The sequence below is a fragment of the Capnocytophaga periodontitidis genome, from assembly GCF_016126015.1.
GTDB classification, from domain to species: Bacteria; Bacteroidota; Bacteroidia; order Flavobacteriales; family Flavobacteriaceae; genus Capnocytophaga; species Capnocytophaga periodontitidis.
Map to the genome: position 1 here is coordinate 99,575 of NZ_JAEFDB010000009.1, position 15,893 is coordinate 115,467.

Genomic DNA, 15,893 nt, shown 5'->3' on the forward strand with positions numbered 1-15,893 from the left:
TAGTTAATTTATTTGTACATCGCTTCTATTTCACGACTGTAATTAGCGTAAATCACCTTTCTTCTCAACTTTAGCGAAGGGGTAATCTCGTTGCGTTCAATCGTAAAAGCAGAAGGAAGTAGTGTAAACTTCTTAATTTGTTCGTAGTCAGGTAAGTCTTTTTGAAATTTTTGTAACTGCTTGCCTATGTACTCAATCACCTGACTGTGTTTGATTAAATCTGCTGTATTTTTATACTTAATATTGAGGTCTTTTAAGGCTTGTAACAACATCTCGAAGTTAGGTACAATAAGTGCTGAAACAAATTTTTTACCATCGGCAATTACAGCTATCTGTTCAATAAGGTTATATTTGCCCACTTTACCTTCAATCATTTGTGGAGCAATGTACTTGCCATTAGAGGTTTTCATCAATTCTTTAAGGCGTTCAGTAATAAAGAGGTTGTTGTTGCCGTCTAAATTACCGGCATCACCGGTGCGCAAATATCCGTCGGGCGTGAATACTTTAGCTGTTTCTTCAGGTTTTTTATAATAGCCCTTCATCACCATTCCTCCTTTTACTAATATTTCGTTATCTTCACCTATACGCACTTGTACATTAGGCATTACTTCCCCTACCGATTGTGGATTGATGCGATTGTCACCCCAGCAAGATATGGTAGCAACTGTTTCAGTCATTCCATAACCCAATTTCAAATTAATACCAATTGATTGGAAAAACCTACCAATACTGGGTTCGAGGTTAGCTCCCCCGCAAGGCATAAACTTAATGCGACCGCCAAGGGCTTCTTTTAGTTTTTTGTATACTAACTTATCAAAAAGATTGTAGGCTTTTTGCAGTATTAACGAAGGTTTTTTTCCTTGTTCGCGCAGCGCTAATACACGTTTGCCCGTAGCGATAGCTAAGCGAAAGAGTTTGCGTTTCACAAAAGAGGAAGCATCGGCTTTGTCGTGCACTGTTGCAAATATCTTTTCGTAAAAGCGAGGTACGGCACACATCAAAGTGGGGCGCACTTGGGCAAGGGCTTCACGTACTAAATTAGTATCGTCTAAATAGTATACCGTAACAGCTTTATAAAGGCAGAAAAACGTCCAAGCACGTTCAAAAACGTGTGATAAGGGTAAAAAAGCTAAAGAAGAATCGGTATTATCTACAGTTGATAGGCGCTCAGTATGTCCTATCATTTGGAAAGCTAAGTTTTCGTAGGAGAGCATTACTCCTTTGGGTTCACCAGTAGTACCCGATGTGTAGATAATCGTAAAAAGGTCGTCTAAGTTGCGTTCTTTGAGGCGTTTTTCAAACTCAACATCGTACTGAGAGCTACTGCCGAGTGCTAAAAAGTCGTTCCAATGAATGGAATATTGTTTTTCGGTGAGAGCAACCTCGTTGTCACATACCACAATCATTTGTAACGATGGACATTGGTTGGCAACTTGAAGTACTTTTTGGTATTGTTTTTCATCGCCTACAAATAGTACTTTCACTTCAGCGTGATTCATCACGTAAAGAGCTTGTTCAGCTGTGTTTGTAGTGTATATAGGCACTGTAATAGCGCGTATTTGCAAGCAAGCAAGATCGGCAAGCGACCATTGAGGAGTGTTTTGAGAGAGAATTCCTACAGTTTCTTGGGGTTGTACACCCAATGAAAGCAGGGCTTTAGAAAGAAGAGTAGTAGTATTGCCTAAAGTTTCCCACGTGATACCTTTCCATTGAGAAGCTGTATTTCTTCCCATTAAGGCATCTTTTTGTGGGTATTGCTGCACATTATTGCGGAACAGCGACACAAAATGATAGGCTGTTAAATTCATTTTCGTTATTGAATTAATTAATCGGGGCAAAAGTATAAAATATTTTTCAATTAGCAATATGCGAGTTACAAATCTCATACCACAAAAAAAAGGAACAGAGCATTGCTCCATTCCTTTGTATAATCAATGAAAATTTATTACTAAGAAAACAAACGTTCAAAGAAGTTTTTGCGTTTTTCGTTCATTGAGTCGTCTACATTCAAAATGTCATCGGATACAGCTACAGATGCTGGTGTACTATCCACTGCTGAAACAGTTTCTGCGCTAAAGGTTTGTTGTTGTCCTTCCGACATAATATCGATTACAAAGTCGATATAGTCTTTCCCTTGTTTAGCCAAGTAGTTTTTGAAGAAACGATTGCTGAGCTCTACACCACCTATTTTTTCCATCTTCAAGAGTGAATCATAGAAAGGGGCTACGTAATTAGTGATAGCCGATTCAGGCACTGATTTACGTCTACCAATGTAGTGTGTAATTTTACCTGTTTCGTCGCGACGCATCTCAAAATCGGTTACTACCCAGTAGTATTCACCTGTTTTTGCTAAGTTTTTGATTACCCCTACGAAGTTATTGCCTACTTTCAAGTTATCCCAAAGGAGTTTAAAAATCAATTTAGGCATATCGGGGTGGCGAATAAGGTTGTGAGGTTGCCCAATAAGTTCTTCGGCTGAGTAGTGTGCTACCGAGCAAAACACATCGTTTACGTTGGTAATAGTTCCTGCTGCATCAGTTTCGCTGATGAGCACTTTGCTCTTATCCCATTGTACTTCACGATCTACAGGTGTAGGGCGCTCAATAGTAGGTACTGGATTTTGAAAATCTGACATATTATTTCTCTTTTTTATTGTTAATTAATTTGATTTTTTTAAAAACAGCTAAATTTCTTTTAGGTAAATAGTTTGCTAAAGAAACTTTTGCGTTTTTCATTTTGTGCTTCGTTCATTGTTACGATATCATCGGATACTACAGTGCTGGTATCTACTGATGATACAGGTATTTCTTCAAAGGCTACATTTTCGCGGTTTTCATTCATTACATCGATGATGAAATCGATATAATCCTTACCTTGTTTAGCTAAGTAGTTTTTGAAGAAACGAGAGCTGAGTTCCATACCACCTACTTTTTCAAGTTTTAACAAGGTGTCATACAGTGGCGCTACATAGTTCTCAATTACAGCTTTAGGTACTGATTTACGGCGAGCGATATAGTGTGTGATATTACCCATCGCATCGCGACGCATTTCAAAATCGGTAATTACCCAATAGTATTCACCGCTTTTAGCTAAGTTTTTAATTACCCCAATAAAGTTGTTACCTACTTTAAGGTTATCCCAAAGGAGTTTAAAAACGAGTTTAGGCATATCGGGGTGGCGAATAATGCTGTGAGGTTGCCCTATCATCTCTTCTGGTGAATAGCCGCAAACATTGCAAAATACATCATTCACGTTAGTAATACGACCATAAACGTCGGTTTCACTAATCACTACTTGTGATTTGTTCCAATTTACTTCTTTGTCAATTGGAGTAGGGCGCTCTACAGTGAGCTCAATGTCTCTGTAATCTCTAATCATTACAAAATTTTATTTTATATTGGTTATTATCGCACAAAAGTACAAAGTTTCTTAATATGAAAAGCTTTTTCTTTCTTAAACTTTTCATAAAATTTTAATATGTTTAAAAGTTACTTTTTTACACTTTTGAATATCAATTCGTTACATTGTTATCTGTAGTGTTATTGTTCTCTGCTTTATCTGATTCTTCAATCTTGTTTGTGTACTTGTTGTAAAAGAATGACGCTACAAGCACCAAGAAACCGAGAATTACAAATACAATAGTCTTTCGCAAAGCATCTAAATGGGTGGTGTCGTACAAGAATAATTTTAACATACTGAAACCGATAAGTACAATACCCGAAATGCGCAAATATTTCTTTTGTTTGAAAATACCCAAGACTACTAAAAGCAGTGCATAAGAACCCCACAAGATGGTAAGTCCTAATTTGTAGTTAGAAGCCGAACGATAAAGTTCTGTCCAATGCAAGAGCTCGCTGCTGGCAACCCATAAGATAATAAGGTGTAGAACAAACTCTAAACTTTTTTGTATTTCTTCTTTCAAAGTGAGAAAACGACTCAATAAGTAGGCTGTATAACAGAATACGGCGAAAACTGCGATCCCTACATATCTAACATTCAAAAACCAAAGTGATAACTGTGGATTGGCGAGGTAGCTTTCTCTCAATTCACTAAAAGTGTATAAACCTAAGGTCATAAAAATGAATGCGAGCACTATGCCGATGCCAAATTGTATTTCACCCAATGTTTTAGACTTGAAAACTCTTACATTCAGCAAGGTATAAACAGCAACAAATAGCAAACTATACACTGTTCTCCATACAGTTTTAAAGTTATTCAAGGTTTCCCAAGCAGCATAGTTGTCGGTAAGATTAGGTGTTTGCTGGAGGGCTCTCACATCACATAGAATGCCTATTTCTCTAAAAAATATAAAGTAGAGCGACCCTACACACAAAATGTTCAACACAAAGGTAAGTAGTTTGTAAATCTCTTTATTAACGAGCTCTGTTAAACGGTGTGTATATGCCATAAAACCAAAAGCAGCACTATATAACAATGCGTTGATGAACAATGCGTTACCAAAAGGAGTTAAATAGATGAATTTATCTGGGTTTACAATGTACAAAATATTAGGAGCTTTTACCCAATCGATTATCAAACTAATGCTCGCCAATACCATTACAGTGTATGAAATTCGCTCGTATACCAGCAAGTTTTTGCGACGGCCAAACCAGAAGAGCAAAGCTGCTTCGGCACTCCAGAACACTGTAATCCAAGAGCCCTTAAACTGGATAGGTATCACCAAAGTAGCAAAAGATAGTGCCAATACTAATATCAAGTATTTTAGAGCTTGTGAAGGGAATTTTTTTACGTGGAAATAGTAGGCTACCCCAAAGTGTAATAAGGCATTTGCCAAAGTGAACATGGCCATAATAGTACGGTTTTCCATAGTGTAATAGTCGTAAATATACCACACTCCCATACCGAAGAACAGCAAACTATTGGAGAGAAATAACACTACATCTATTTCCTTCAACTCTTTTTCCTGATGTATTTTCTGGAAGATAAAAGCTATATAAAAAGTGAGAAAAGTAACTAAATTGAAGATGAAATAAGGTGTGAAATCGTTGTATTTATAAGTGTTACCCCACAGTGATAACAGCATTAGCCAAGTGAAAGCAAAAGCCGATAAATAGAGTGAACGCCACTGTTTGTAGAACGAAATGATGAGTACTCCTATATTGATGATAGCTGTGTAAGCAAACAAAATAGATACACGCCCTGAGTTATCGCTCAGTAAGAATGGTACAGCATAACTGCCTACTAAGCCTATGAGAGCAATCACTACTTTGTTGTAATTCAGCGAAGCAGCTACCGTAAAGGCAGTAAAGAGGAACATCAGCACAAAGGTAAGCGACTGCGGGAAGAAATTAAATACCGAATAGCCTATAAAGGTAACAAAGTAGAAAATCGTCATTGCTCCACTTACGAGTACTGCACTGAAGTTTTCGTATTTCTTTTTGAGCATCGCTCCTGCTGCAAAGAGTCCTACACCCACTAAGTAGCTTAATACCAATCGCATTGCGGGGCTAATCAAATCGTGTTCTATAGAGTATTTTACCCCTATGAACACCCCAATAATGATGATACCTATTCCTATTTTGCTGAATAAGTTTTCACCGATAAAGCGTTCCCAATTGATAGCTTCTTTAGGTTTGAACCAATCGTCTACCTGTTTTTCAAAATCAGGTTTTCTGCTATGGTAAGATTGGTTTTCTTCCACTGCAGGCTGAGGTGCAATAGCAGTTTCTTCACTGCTTGCTTCTTCTATTATTTGAGGGGTAATAATAGGGGGTTCTGTAACTTCTTCTATAACTTTTTCCACTGTTTCTTCAGGAGTTTTTTCTACAATATTTTCCATTGCTGCAGGTGTAAGTTTTTCTTCTACTATTGTAGGTGTAAGTTTTTCTTCCTCAACTACCTCAGGTACAACAGGAGCTATAGTTGTCTCTACAATTGGAGGAGCTACAATCTCTTCTACAGGGCTTTCCTGCATTGTAGCTTTTAGCTCCCAAAGGTAGTTTTTGATACCTTTCATCTCTCTGATGAAATCGTATTGTCTATCTACAGCCCCATCTACCTTGTGTATTAAGGAGTCTAATTCTTTATTGGTAATCATATTCTTTTGAGAATTTTCGTTTGAAAGCACAAAGATATAAAACAAATAATAATAAACAAATAAAAAAATTAAAAAATATTCTACATCAATTCTTTACCCGAATAAAATTTTGCTAAATTCCAAATTTCTCTTTACTTTTGCAATCTTAAAACTCTTATAGTAAATTAAATGGAACGAATAAGCGTATTTGATATGCTCAAAATAGGGGTAGGACCTTCCAGCTCTCACACTTTAGGACCTTGGCGTGCTGCCGAGGCTTTCCTCAAGGAATTGAGAGAAAAGCATCTATTGTCCAAAACAACGAAAGTACACATTGATTTGTACGGTTCTCTTTCCCTTACTGGCAAGGGGCACGCTACCGATTTGGCAGTAATGCTCGGGCTTAGTGGCGCCGACCCTGAGTATGTGCCTATTGAGAGTTTAGACGTAATTATTACGGCTATTACAAATAATCAAAAACTTTGCTTGGGTAATGAACAGATTATCAACTTCAACCCTAAAGAAAATATAGTTTTTAACAAAAATTTCTTGCCTTTTCACGCAAACGGACTCACTTTTACTGCTGAAGGTGACGACTTCAGTTATGCTTCTACTTTCTACTCGGTAGGGGGCGGCTTTATAGTAAAAGAAGGTGAACAAGCAATAACTAAAGATGATAACCGACGCAATTTTCCTTTCCCTATCGATAAAGCAGAAGAACTGATAAACTATTGTCGCCAAGAGGGTAAGAAAATATCCGAAATAGTTTATGAAAACGAAAAATCCTTGCGCACCGAGGAGCAAATACACAGCGAATTGATGCGTATATGGCATACAATGTTGGAATGCACTTATATAGGTTGCCATACCGAGGGGGTACTCCCTGGCGGCTTGCACGTGCGTCGTCGCGCTTATGATATACACAAGAACCTCATTGGGGTAGTTACTTATGATAGTCCTGAAAATTGGCTGAACTCTATCAAGAAAACGAATATCAAGTTCCGCGAAATCCTCAAATGGGTGAGTTGTTTTTCACTGGCAGTCAATGAAGTGAATGCTTCGTTAGGGCGTGTGGTTACCGCACCTACCAATGGTAGTGCAGGAGTAATTCCAGCGGTGTTGCTCTACTATGTAACTATTGAAAACCAACAGGCTACCGAAGAGCACATTCAGCAATTTCTTTTGGTGGCAGGCGAGATAGGCAGTCTCTTCAAAAAAGGGGCAACCATCTCGGCGGCTATGGGTGGTTGTCAAGCCGAGATAGGGGTGTCATCAGCAATGGCGGCAGGTGCGCTCTGTGAACTCTTAGGAGGTTCTCCTGAGCAGGTGCTCATCGCTGCCGAAATAGCAATGGAACACCACTTGGGGCTTACTTGTGACCCTATTGGCGGATTGGTGCAAATCCCTTGTATTGAGCGCAATGCTATGGGGGCAATCAAAGCGATTAACGCTGCCGAATTGGCTATCGAAACCGACCCTAAGAATGCGAAAGTTCCTTTGGATAAGGTTATCAATACAATGTGGCAAACAGCCAAAGATATGAACTCTAAATACAAAGAAACCTCCGAAGGTGGTTTAGCCGTCGCCGTAAATATGGCAGACTGCTAACCCCCTAACCCCTAATGCCTGATACCTATGACCATCAATTGTAAAGGAGAATTGCTCTCTATGGATACCCCCAGAGTGATGGGAATCCTCAATCATACCCCCGACTCTTTTTACGAAGGGAGTCGTGTAACCGAAAAAACACTCTTGCAACGCGCTGAAACAATGCTCGCTCAAGGGGCTGATTTTATTGATGTAGGGGGCTATAGTACCCGCCCCAATGCGCCTGAAGTTTCACAAACAGAAGAACTTAATAGGGTAGTACCTGTAGTGCGCTCTTTGGTACAACATTTTCCTGAGATACGTATCTCGGTAGATACTTTTCGCAGTGAAGTAGCACGCCAATCGCTCTTAGAAGGAGCTTGTATAATCAACGATATTTCTGCTGGACTCTTAGATGAGCAGATGTTGCCCATTGTTGCACAATTTCAGGTACCTTATATTGCGATGCATCTTGTAGGTACACCCCAAACAATGCAACAACATACTGATTATAAGGATATCATTAGTGATATCCGCTATTATTTCTCCGAGCGCAAAGCTAAAACCTTAGAAGCAGGAATTAATGATTTTATAGTAGATGTAGGCTTTGGATTCTCTAAAACCTTAGACCAGAATTACGAAGTTTTGAAGCACTTAGAACTATTTCAGTGTTTGGGTTGTCCGTTATTGGTAGGTTTTTCCCGCAAGTCGATGTTGTACAAACTGTTAGAAACTGACCCTGCCAATGCACTGAACGCTACTACCATAGTCAATACCATCGCCTTGATGAAAGGGGCACACATCTTGCGGGTACACGATGTAAAAGAAGCTAAAGAATGTGTAACACTCTTTGAAAAAATACAATGAAACTATTCGATATTTTAGACTTTACAGTTGTCGATGCGATTGATATACTGCTATTTGCATCTCTCTTGTACTACCTCTACCGATTGATTCGGGGTACGGTAGCTATCAATATTTTTATGGGGATTGTGATTATCTACCTGATATGGAAAATTACTGAAGCCCTGCAAATGCAGTTGCTCAGTAGTATATTAGGTCAGTTTATCGGGGTAGGAGTCTTTGCATTAATAGTTGTGTTCCAGCAGGAAATACGTCGATTTTTGCTCACATTGGGCTCTACTAATATCACAGCGCGTAACAAGTTACAACGCGTATTTCATTTTTTCAAAGAAAAGGAAATTGTACTCAATATCGAAAGTTTGGTAAATGTATGTTTGAAATTAGGAACTACCAATACAGGAGCACTCATCGTTTTAGAACACAATATGCCCCTTGATTTTGTAACTGAAACGGGTGACAAGGTGAATATAGAATTTTCTGAGCCTATTATCGAAAGTATTTTTTATAAAAACAGCCCGCTACACGATGGAGCTATAGTGATAAAAGACGACCATATTGTAGCAACAAGAGTGATATTGCCAGTAGCAAGTGAAATCAATTTGCCTAAACGCTATGGTTTGCGCCACCGCGCCGCTATTTCCATTACCGAAAAAACCGATGCTACTGCATTAGTAGTCTCTGAAGAAACAGGGCATATCTCTTACTTCAAGAATGGAGCTTTTGTAAAATTCAAAGACCCCGATGAACTCATCAAAGCTATACAAGCTGATTTTTAAAATTGCTTTTGTATCACACACATTGTCAAAGTCCTTAATTGCCGGTGCGGCTCGCACCTTTGATAAAGTTTAAAACTCCTAATGATAATATGATATGAAGTTCCTGTTTTTAATACTTTTTTTTAGCTTATACAACCTCTGTTTTAGCCAACTTTCCACAGCAATGCAATGGGAAAAACTTTATAGAGGCTCTATCGACAGTGTGATAGTAGTGAGTAGCAGTGGCTATACTAAAGAAACCTCGCCTAATATAGAAGGATTTCCTGAAGAACAAATTGTTGAGACAATTAAAAAAATCCACTATAACAAAGGAGTTAAATTGTTAAACGCTTTACAACAAAAGAAATCGTTTAACGAAGCCTATCCTTTGGTTAATGATGTATGTGATACTTTCTATTTTTATAGAAACGGACAGCAAAAAATGACTCTCATTTTCACATCTTCTACTAAAGCAGTTACTATTTACAGAGGTGATGACCTTATTTTTGCAGGTTCAGCCACACCTTTCCTACAAAAGAAAATAGGAAAAACTCTTGGCTATAATTTCAGGAAGATAGAGGGACTAAATAGGTAAAATTACACTCGGGGGCTAACTCCCAAATTTGCTAATTTCCAAATTATCTAATTTTCAAGCTAAAACTCTTCTCATCTCCTAAAAATCCCTCTAATAAGTCACCTGCCACTACTTTCCCTGCTCCTTTGGGCGTTCCTGTAAAGATAAGGTCGCCTTTGCGAAGGGTAAAGTACTGTGATACTTCGGCAATGATAGTGTCAAAGCCTCTAAGCATTTGTTTCGTATTGCCCTCTTGTACAGTAGAGCCGTTTTTATCTAAGTGAAACTCAATAGGGGAGGAGTTGCTAAACATTTCTTTAGATACAAATTTTCCTACGATAGCCGAGCCGTCAAAAGCCTTTGCTTGCTCCCAAGACAGCCCTTTTTGGCTCAATTCAGTTTGTAGATCGCAAGCCGTAAAATCAATACCCACAGCAATCTCGTTGTAATATTTATGCGCAAACTTCTCCGAAATACACTTCCCATTTTGGTTGATTTTCAGCACTAATTCTATTTCGTAATACAAATCCTGTGTAAAATCAGGAATGTAATAAGGAATCTCGAGGTTGTGGATAGCTGTGTCAGGTTTCATAAACACTACTATAGGTTGATGTGGTGTTTGATTGTTTTCTTCGATAGTCTCGCGGTAATTTCTTCCTATACAAATGATTTTCATAGTCTTTACTTTTTTACGTATAAAAATGATATTGCAAAAGTAGTATTTTTTCATAATTCGTAACTCGTAATTCGTAATTATTTTATACCTTTGCCCCGAAAAAAGAGATTTTAAAAACTTTTTACGAAGATGAATACCATAACAAAAACAAACTTTAAATTCCCTAAACAAAAGTCTGTTTACAGAGGGAAAGTACGTGATGTGTATCAATTAAAAGATGATACCCTCATTATGATTGCCACCGATCGTATTTCAGCTTTCGATGCCATTCTACCCAAAGGCATCCCTTATAAAGGTCAGATACTAAACCAAATAGCTGTAAAATTCTTGCAACAAACTGAAGATATTGTGCCTAATTGGCTTATAGCCTCTCCCGACCCTAACGTCTCTATAGGTCAAGTGTGCGAACCTCTAAAAGTAGAAATGGTGATTCGCGGTTATCTTGCAGGTCACTCAGCTCGTCTCTACAAAAATGGTGTGCGCAAGCTCTCAGGCGTGCCTTTACCAGAAGGATTGCGCGAGTTTGATATGTTCCCTCAACACCCCATTATCACCCCTGCTACTAAGGCAGAACAAGGTTTGCACGACGAGGATATCTCACGTGAAGAAATCATTCGCCGCGGAATTGTAAATGAAGACGATTATCGTTTGATGGAAAAATATACCTATGCCCTCTTCGCACGAGGTACCGAAATTGCTTCTAAACACGGTTTGATTTTGGTAGATACCAAATATGAGTTCGGTAAAACCCGCGATGGTGAAATCGTACTCATCGACGAAATTCACACCCCCGATTCTTCCCGTTATTTCTATAAAGAAGGCTATGAAGAACGCCAAGAAAATGGCGAACCTCAAATCCAACTCTCCAAAGAATTTGTACGCCAGTGGCTCATCTCACAAGGCTTCCAAGGCGAAAAAGGACAAAAAATACCAGCGATGAGTGATGAATATGTACAATCCGTTTCCGATCGTTATATCGAACTCTATGAAAATATTATGGGTGAAAAATTCCTCCCTGCCGATACTACCGATATAGAAAACCGCATCTACGACAATATATTACGATTTTTACAAAACCAATAATCAAAGAATCAATAAAAATAGCATTCTTGCTTCTACTTTGCCAAAGTTTCTAATTGTCCATTGTGGCTTGCACCTTTGGCAAAGTTAGTCTCAAATTGTGTCAAAACACTGAGACTTTTGTTAATTATTAATTGTCAATTGAACCACGACGTCTACATATCATTAGGGAGTAACTTAGGAAACCGCAAAGCCTACCTACAGCAAGCCATTGAAGGCATCGCTATGCGAGTAGGTACCATTGTGGATATAGCTCCTATCTACGAAACACCCTCTTGGGGATTTTCTGGCGAGGCTTTCCTCAACACTTGTCTGCTCTGCCGCACCTTCCTCTCTCCTGAGCAGGTGCTAATGCAACTCTTGCAAATAGAACACGAACTAGGGCGCGAACGTATGCCTCACTCTAAAGGCTACCAATCGCGTACAATTGACCTCGATATACTTTTCTATGACGATGAAGTGATTCATACCGATAGACTTACCATACCGCATCCTCTCTTGCAACACCGTAAGTTTGTGCTTAAGCCTTTAGCTAATATCGATGACCTCAAAGTACACCCCGTACTTAAAAAAACAGTTGCCCAACTACTCCGAACTACTGATGATACCTCACCCGTGCAACGCTTGTCCGATCAACTGTCATTTCCCGCACAAAAGTCGCCGTTTTTGAATTATAAGTACATCGCTATTGAAGGTAATATAGGATCTGGTAAAACTACCTTGGCAACTAAAATCGCCAAAGACTTCAATGCTAAACTGATTTTAGAACAGTTTTCCGATAATCCTTTCTTGCCTAAATTCTATGAAAATCCTAAACAATACGGCTTTACACTCGAAATGTCGTTCCTTACTGAACGATACCAACAAATGCGCGAACAATTAGCACAAACCGACTTGTTTAAAGAGTTTGTCGTTTCCGATTACGATATCTTCAAATCCCTCATTTTCTCTAAGGTAACTCTTACTGATGATGAATTTGTGTTGTACCGCAAACTCTTCTATATTCTCTATAGCCAAATCATCAAACCCGATTTGTACGTATTCCTCTATCAAAATACCGACCGCCTTATTGAGAATATCAAAAAACGCGGTAGGGAATACGAACAGAACATCTCCCCTGATTATCTGAAAAAGATACATTATGGCTATTTGGATTTTATACAGAAGAATACCGCTATCAATTCTCTTATCATCGATGTAACCGACCTTGATTTTGTGCAACACTACACTCATTACGAGTTTATCATTGAAAAAATCCGTGAGAATTAAGCTATGAAATGTACATTTTTGCTTTTAGTATTTTCTACAATTGCCCTCAACCATTGTAATACTCAATCATCTACCTCTACCGCTGTTAAAGAGCCTGAAGTAATGACCATTCCTTTTAGCGATGATATTTCTCTACAATGGGATGTCGCTTCTCAACAACTACTTCAAAACACCAATTATCAACGCTATCAAGAAGATAGTAAGGCTATCACTCTATTGCTTAATAGTATTACTGATACTACAAATCTTAAAGTAATGGTCTGTTCCAAAGAAAAACCATTGCGCAAAGGTGATGTAGCTTTTCTTTATTTGCAAAAAACACTAAATATTCCTTTGTTTCAATGTTTTTATATCCAATTTGATGTATTTGAGAAAAAATGTACTTATCCTTCAAACTTACTGAATTATGTAGAAAAATATCGGACAGAAGTACAACAAAAGCTGCGTACATACCTTGGAAAATCCTTGTCTAATGCAAAAATTGGCGTACAAGCAACACTAAACTACACCGATACAAATCGAGATTATGCTGAGGCAGTTATTGTAAATTACTCAGGTAAACCTATTGAAATCAATATTTATTATGTGTTTCACTTTGGTTTACAATATGAAGATGAGAATGGTAAAGCTAAAGATATACAAGGTTGTCCACCTCCTTCTGTACCTCCAGCAAATTTAGATGATTGCAAAATAACTTTGCAGAAAGGTGAGAAATACAACCTTGTCTATTACATAATTGATAAAATGATCAATTGCCAAGACATAATAGACTTTGATAAACCGGTTGTAAAAATCCGTGCTTCTATACGTTACAAGTATCCAAATGATAAGAAATATAAGATAGCCTATACCAATTGGATAACTTATGAAAAACGCCCTTAATATTTTCCTCTTAACAAATTATTTTCGCTATTCGTAACTCGTATTTCGTAATTATTTGTATCTTTGCCAAAAATTGACTTTATAGATTACAAATGAATATATTACGATTTATCACCGCAGGTAGTGTAGACGACGGTAAAAGTACTCTCATCGGTCGTTTGTTATATGATAGTAAAAGCATTTTAGCCGACCAGCTTGAGGCACTCGAACAACAATCTAAAAATAAGAACAATGATGGTATAGACCTCGCTATCCTCACCGATGGTCTTCGTGCAGAACGTGAACAAGGTATTACTATCGATGTGGCTTATCGCTATTTTGCAACCCCTAAACGCAAATTTATCATCGCCGATGCCCCTGGTCATACGCAGTACACCCGCAATATGATTACTGGCGCCTCTAATTCCGAGCTTATTATCATTCTGGTAGATGCTCGTAATGGTGTAACCGAACAAACTCGCCGCCATTCTATCATAGCCTCTCTGCTCAATATTCCAGAGGTAGTTGTAGCTGTAAACAAAATGGATTTGGTAGGCTATAGTGAAGAGGTATTCAAAAATATCCAGCAAGAGTATGAAGGCATAGCCAAACGTTTAGGATTGAAAAGTGTGCACTATTTCCCAATTTCGGCTTTTGTAGGTGATAATATTGTGAATACCACCGAAGCAATGCCTTGGTACAAAGGAAATTCATTATTAGACTTCTTAGAAACTATAGAAATCAACAAAGATAATTACGATCAACCTCGTTTTCAGGTACAGTATGTAATACGCCCTCAAACTGAAGCCTTACACGACTATCGCGGTTACGCAGGACAAATCATATCGGGTGTTTATCGCAAAGGCGATGCTATAGTGGTACTCCCTGAAGGTATCAAGACTAAAATCAGCAAGATAGAGCACAATGGCGAAGAAGTGGCTGAAGCCAAAGCAGGTGACCCTGTAGTGTTACATATCGAAGATGATATCGATATTTCTCGTGGCGACTATTTTGCCAAACAAGGAGCTGAACCTCAGCAAGGTCAGGATATAGAAGCCCTTGTGTGCTGGATGGATAAACGTGAATTGCGCGAGGGCAATAAGTACTTGTTACAACAACGCAGTAGGATTGTAAAAGCCGTTGTAAAGGAAATTGAATACAAAATTGATGTCAATACCCTTGACCAAACTGAAGGAGTAGAAAGCGTAAAACTCAACGAAATAGCAAAAATCCGACTCAAAACAGCTGCCCCTTTAGTATATGATGCATTCCAAAGCAATCCTCCGATGGGTAGCGCCATCCTCATTGATGAGACTAGCAATGCTACCGTAGGAGCTGTGATGATTGAACATTGATAATTTTTTCAATAGTTTCTCAATACATATAGGAATGTTAAATAACGTTAAAAAAGAAAAGGGTATATGTATTATGTTTATATTTGCACTTGAATAACATATAAAAAATAAAGCGTATGACAGGTACAGAATTACAAGAAATGGTCGACAAGCTATGCTTAGATATGAAAGCCAATTTGTCAGGATTTATCTTTTGTGGAATCCTTAGATGTGCTGATGCAACTATTATAGGATCATCAGTAGCCAATACAGGAATTTCAGAAATTGCAAAAGAAGTTGCACCCTTTTTCTCAACTATTGTAGAACAAGTGAAAAAAGTAGTTGCTTCAAGTGAATCCTTAGGAGTTAAAGAAACTCACAGTATTCTTATTGAAACTGATAAGATTACTAATGTTATTGGAGTTTCAAATTCAGGGAAATTTTTTATCCTCTTAGCCTTAGAACGAAACAAAGCTAATATAGGAATAGCGAGAACTTTGATTGAAAAAAGTAGACCTATCGCAGTGATATTAGACGAACAACTTTAGAAAAATAGCTAATAGTATTTTTACAGCACAAATTTAGAAACTCTAAATTTGTGCTTTTTTTGTATAGAAATCTGCAATCGCTGGGTGGGTATGTATAAGGTAGGTTTGTTTATTTGCAATTTATTTTTGCTTGACTATAAAACTATTCAACATAAAATATTTTTTTATAAAAGTTTGATTTTGAGTAAGATGATTAGATTGTTTTAACACAGTGTAAAAGAAGCTTAAAAAATATGTTAAAAACGCTTGGAGGTTATCAAAATAATATATAGCTTTGCGCCATAAAAACCAAACACTATATATATTTT

14 protein-coding genes are annotated in these 15,893 nt (G+C 37.9%); 9 read left to right on the forward strand and 5 right to left on the reverse strand.

Translation table 11 applies throughout. The features are described from left to right. Positions 1–8 precede the first annotated feature (8 nt). The 4 genes from I7X29_RS11810 to I7X29_RS11825 all read right to left on the reverse strand — a co-directional run bounded on the left by I7X29_RS11810 (position 9) and on the right by I7X29_RS11825 (position 6,058). Positions 9–1,808, reverse strand: coding sequence for an AMP-dependent synthetase/ligase (locus tag I7X29_RS11810; protein WP_198474934.1), 1,800 nt, complete (start codon positions 1,806–1,808; stop codon positions 9–11). Between the two features lie 140 nt (positions 1,809–1,948). Then, positions 1,949–2,635 (reverse strand): PAS domain-containing protein, encoded by a 687-nt coding sequence (locus I7X29_RS11815; RefSeq protein ID WP_088594816.1) that lies wholly within the window; start codon positions 2,633–2,635, stop codon positions 1,949–1,951. 59 nt (positions 2,636–2,694) lie between these two features. Beyond that, positions 2,695–3,378, reverse strand: a complete 684-nt coding sequence (locus I7X29_RS11820) for a PAS domain-containing protein (RefSeq protein ID WP_009413337.1) — start codon at positions 3,376–3,378, stop codon at positions 2,695–2,697. A gap of 133 nt (positions 3,379–3,511) precedes the next feature. After that, positions 3,512–6,058, reverse strand: coding sequence for a DUF2339 domain-containing protein (locus I7X29_RS11825; protein ID WP_198474936.1), 2,547 nt, complete (start codon positions 6,056–6,058; stop codon positions 3,512–3,514). Positions 6,059–6,226: 168 nt separating this feature from the next. Between I7X29_RS11825 and I7X29_RS11830 the strand changes: the two genes are divergently transcribed. The 4 genes from I7X29_RS11830 to I7X29_RS11845 all read left to right on the forward strand — a co-directional run bounded on the left by I7X29_RS11830 (position 6,227) and on the right by I7X29_RS11845 (position 9,838). After that, complete coding sequence (locus I7X29_RS11830; protein WP_198474938.1) at positions 6,227–7,645, forward strand: L-serine ammonia-lyase; 1,419 nt, start codon at positions 6,227–6,229, stop codon at positions 7,643–7,645. 27 nt (positions 7,646–7,672) lie between these two features. Continuing rightward, a complete protein-coding gene (gene folP, locus I7X29_RS11835) occupies positions 7,673–8,491 on the forward strand; it encodes a dihydropteroate synthase (protein WP_198474940.1) in 819 nt (272 codons plus the stop codon). Then, positions 8,488–9,264, forward strand: a complete 777-nt coding sequence (locus I7X29_RS11840; RefSeq protein ID WP_198474942.1) for a diadenylate cyclase — start codon at positions 8,488–8,490, stop codon at positions 9,262–9,264. The genes folP and I7X29_RS11840 overlap by 4 nt, the downstream gene beginning before the upstream one ends. Before the next feature lie 163 nt (positions 9,265–9,427). Further along, positions 9,428–9,838 carry a hypothetical protein gene (locus tag I7X29_RS11845; RefSeq protein WP_198474944.1) on the forward strand — a complete coding sequence of 137 codons (411 nt, stop codon included), beginning with the start codon at positions 9,428–9,430 and terminating at the stop codon, positions 9,836–9,838. Positions 9,839–9,881: 43 nt separating this feature from the next. Here the strand turns inward: I7X29_RS11845 and I7X29_RS11850 are convergent, their stop codons facing one another. Further along, a complete protein-coding gene (locus I7X29_RS11850) occupies positions 9,882–10,493 on the reverse strand; it encodes a fumarylacetoacetate hydrolase family protein (protein WP_198474946.1) in 612 nt (203 codons plus the stop codon). Positions 10,494–10,622: 129 nt separating this feature from the next. On the opposite strand from I7X29_RS11850, the gene I7X29_RS11855 reads away from it, so the two are divergent. The 5 genes from I7X29_RS11855 (at position 10,623) to I7X29_RS11875 (ending at position 15,585) form a co-directional block, all read left to right on the forward strand. Further along, a complete protein-coding gene (locus I7X29_RS11855; protein ID WP_198474948.1) occupies positions 10,623–11,576 on the forward strand; it encodes a phosphoribosylaminoimidazolesuccinocarboxamide synthase in 954 nt (317 codons plus the stop codon). Between the two features lie 138 nt (positions 11,577–11,714). Continuing rightward, positions 11,715–12,842, forward strand: a complete 1,128-nt coding sequence (folK, locus tag I7X29_RS11860) for a 2-amino-4-hydroxy-6-hydroxymethyldihydropteridine diphosphokinase (protein ID WP_198474962.1) — start codon at positions 11,715–11,717, stop codon at positions 12,840–12,842. A 3-nt stretch (positions 12,843–12,845) separates the two neighbouring features. Next, entirely contained in the window at positions 12,846–13,724 is an 879-nt protein-coding gene (locus I7X29_RS11865) for a hypothetical protein (RefSeq protein ID WP_198474950.1), read from the forward strand. Between the two features lie 92 nt (positions 13,725–13,816). Continuing rightward, positions 13,817–15,058 carry a sulfate adenylyltransferase subunit 1 gene (locus I7X29_RS11870; protein ID WP_198474952.1) on the forward strand — a complete coding sequence of 414 codons (1,242 nt, stop codon included), beginning with the start codon at positions 13,817–13,819 and terminating at the stop codon, positions 15,056–15,058. A 116-nt stretch (positions 15,059–15,174) separates the two neighbouring features. Continuing rightward, positions 15,175–15,585 (forward strand): hypothetical protein, encoded by a 411-nt coding sequence (locus I7X29_RS11875; protein ID WP_198474954.1) that lies wholly within the window; start codon positions 15,175–15,177, stop codon positions 15,583–15,585. Positions 15,586–15,893 lie beyond the last annotated feature (308 nt).

Coding starts and splice junctions, on each gene's coding strand:
- I7X29_RS11875 (WP_198474954.1), top strand. CDS start 15,175: ATGACAGGTACAGAATTACAAGAAATGGTCGACAAGCTATGCTTAGAT.
- I7X29_RS11855 (WP_198474948.1), top strand. CDS start 10,623: ATGAATACCATAACAAAAACAAACTTTAAATTCCCTAAACAAAAGTCT.
- I7X29_RS11810 (WP_198474934.1), bottom strand. CDS start 1,808: ATGAATTTAACAGCCTATCATTTTGTGTCGCTGTTCCGCAATAATGTG.
- folP (WP_198474940.1), top strand. CDS start 7,673: ATGACCATCAATTGTAAAGGAGAATTGCTCTCTATGGATACCCCCAGA.
- I7X29_RS11850 (WP_198474946.1), bottom strand. CDS start 10,493: ATGAAAATCATTTGTATAGGAAGAAATTACCGCGAGACTATCGAAGAA.
- I7X29_RS11820 (WP_009413337.1), bottom strand. CDS start 3,378: ATGATTAGAGATTACAGAGACATTGAGCTCACTGTAGAGCGCCCTACT.
- I7X29_RS11865 (WP_198474950.1), top strand. CDS start 12,846: ATGAAATGTACATTTTTGCTTTTAGTATTTTCTACAATTGCCCTCAAC.
- I7X29_RS11840 (WP_198474942.1), top strand. CDS start 8,488: ATGAAACTATTCGATATTTTAGACTTTACAGTTGTCGATGCGATTGAT.
- I7X29_RS11830 (WP_198474938.1), top strand. CDS start 6,227: ATGGAACGAATAAGCGTATTTGATATGCTCAAAATAGGGGTAGGACCT.
- I7X29_RS11870 (WP_198474952.1), top strand. CDS start 13,817: ATGAATATATTACGATTTATCACCGCAGGTAGTGTAGACGACGGTAAA.
- I7X29_RS11825 (WP_198474936.1), bottom strand. CDS start 6,058: ATGATTACCAATAAAGAATTAGACTCCTTAATACACAAGGTAGATGGG.
- I7X29_RS11845 (WP_198474944.1), top strand. CDS start 9,428: ATGCAATGGGAAAAACTTTATAGAGGCTCTATCGACAGTGTGATAGTA.
- I7X29_RS11815 (WP_088594816.1), bottom strand. CDS start 2,635: ATGTCAGATTTTCAAAATCCAGTACCTACTATTGAGCGCCCTACACCT.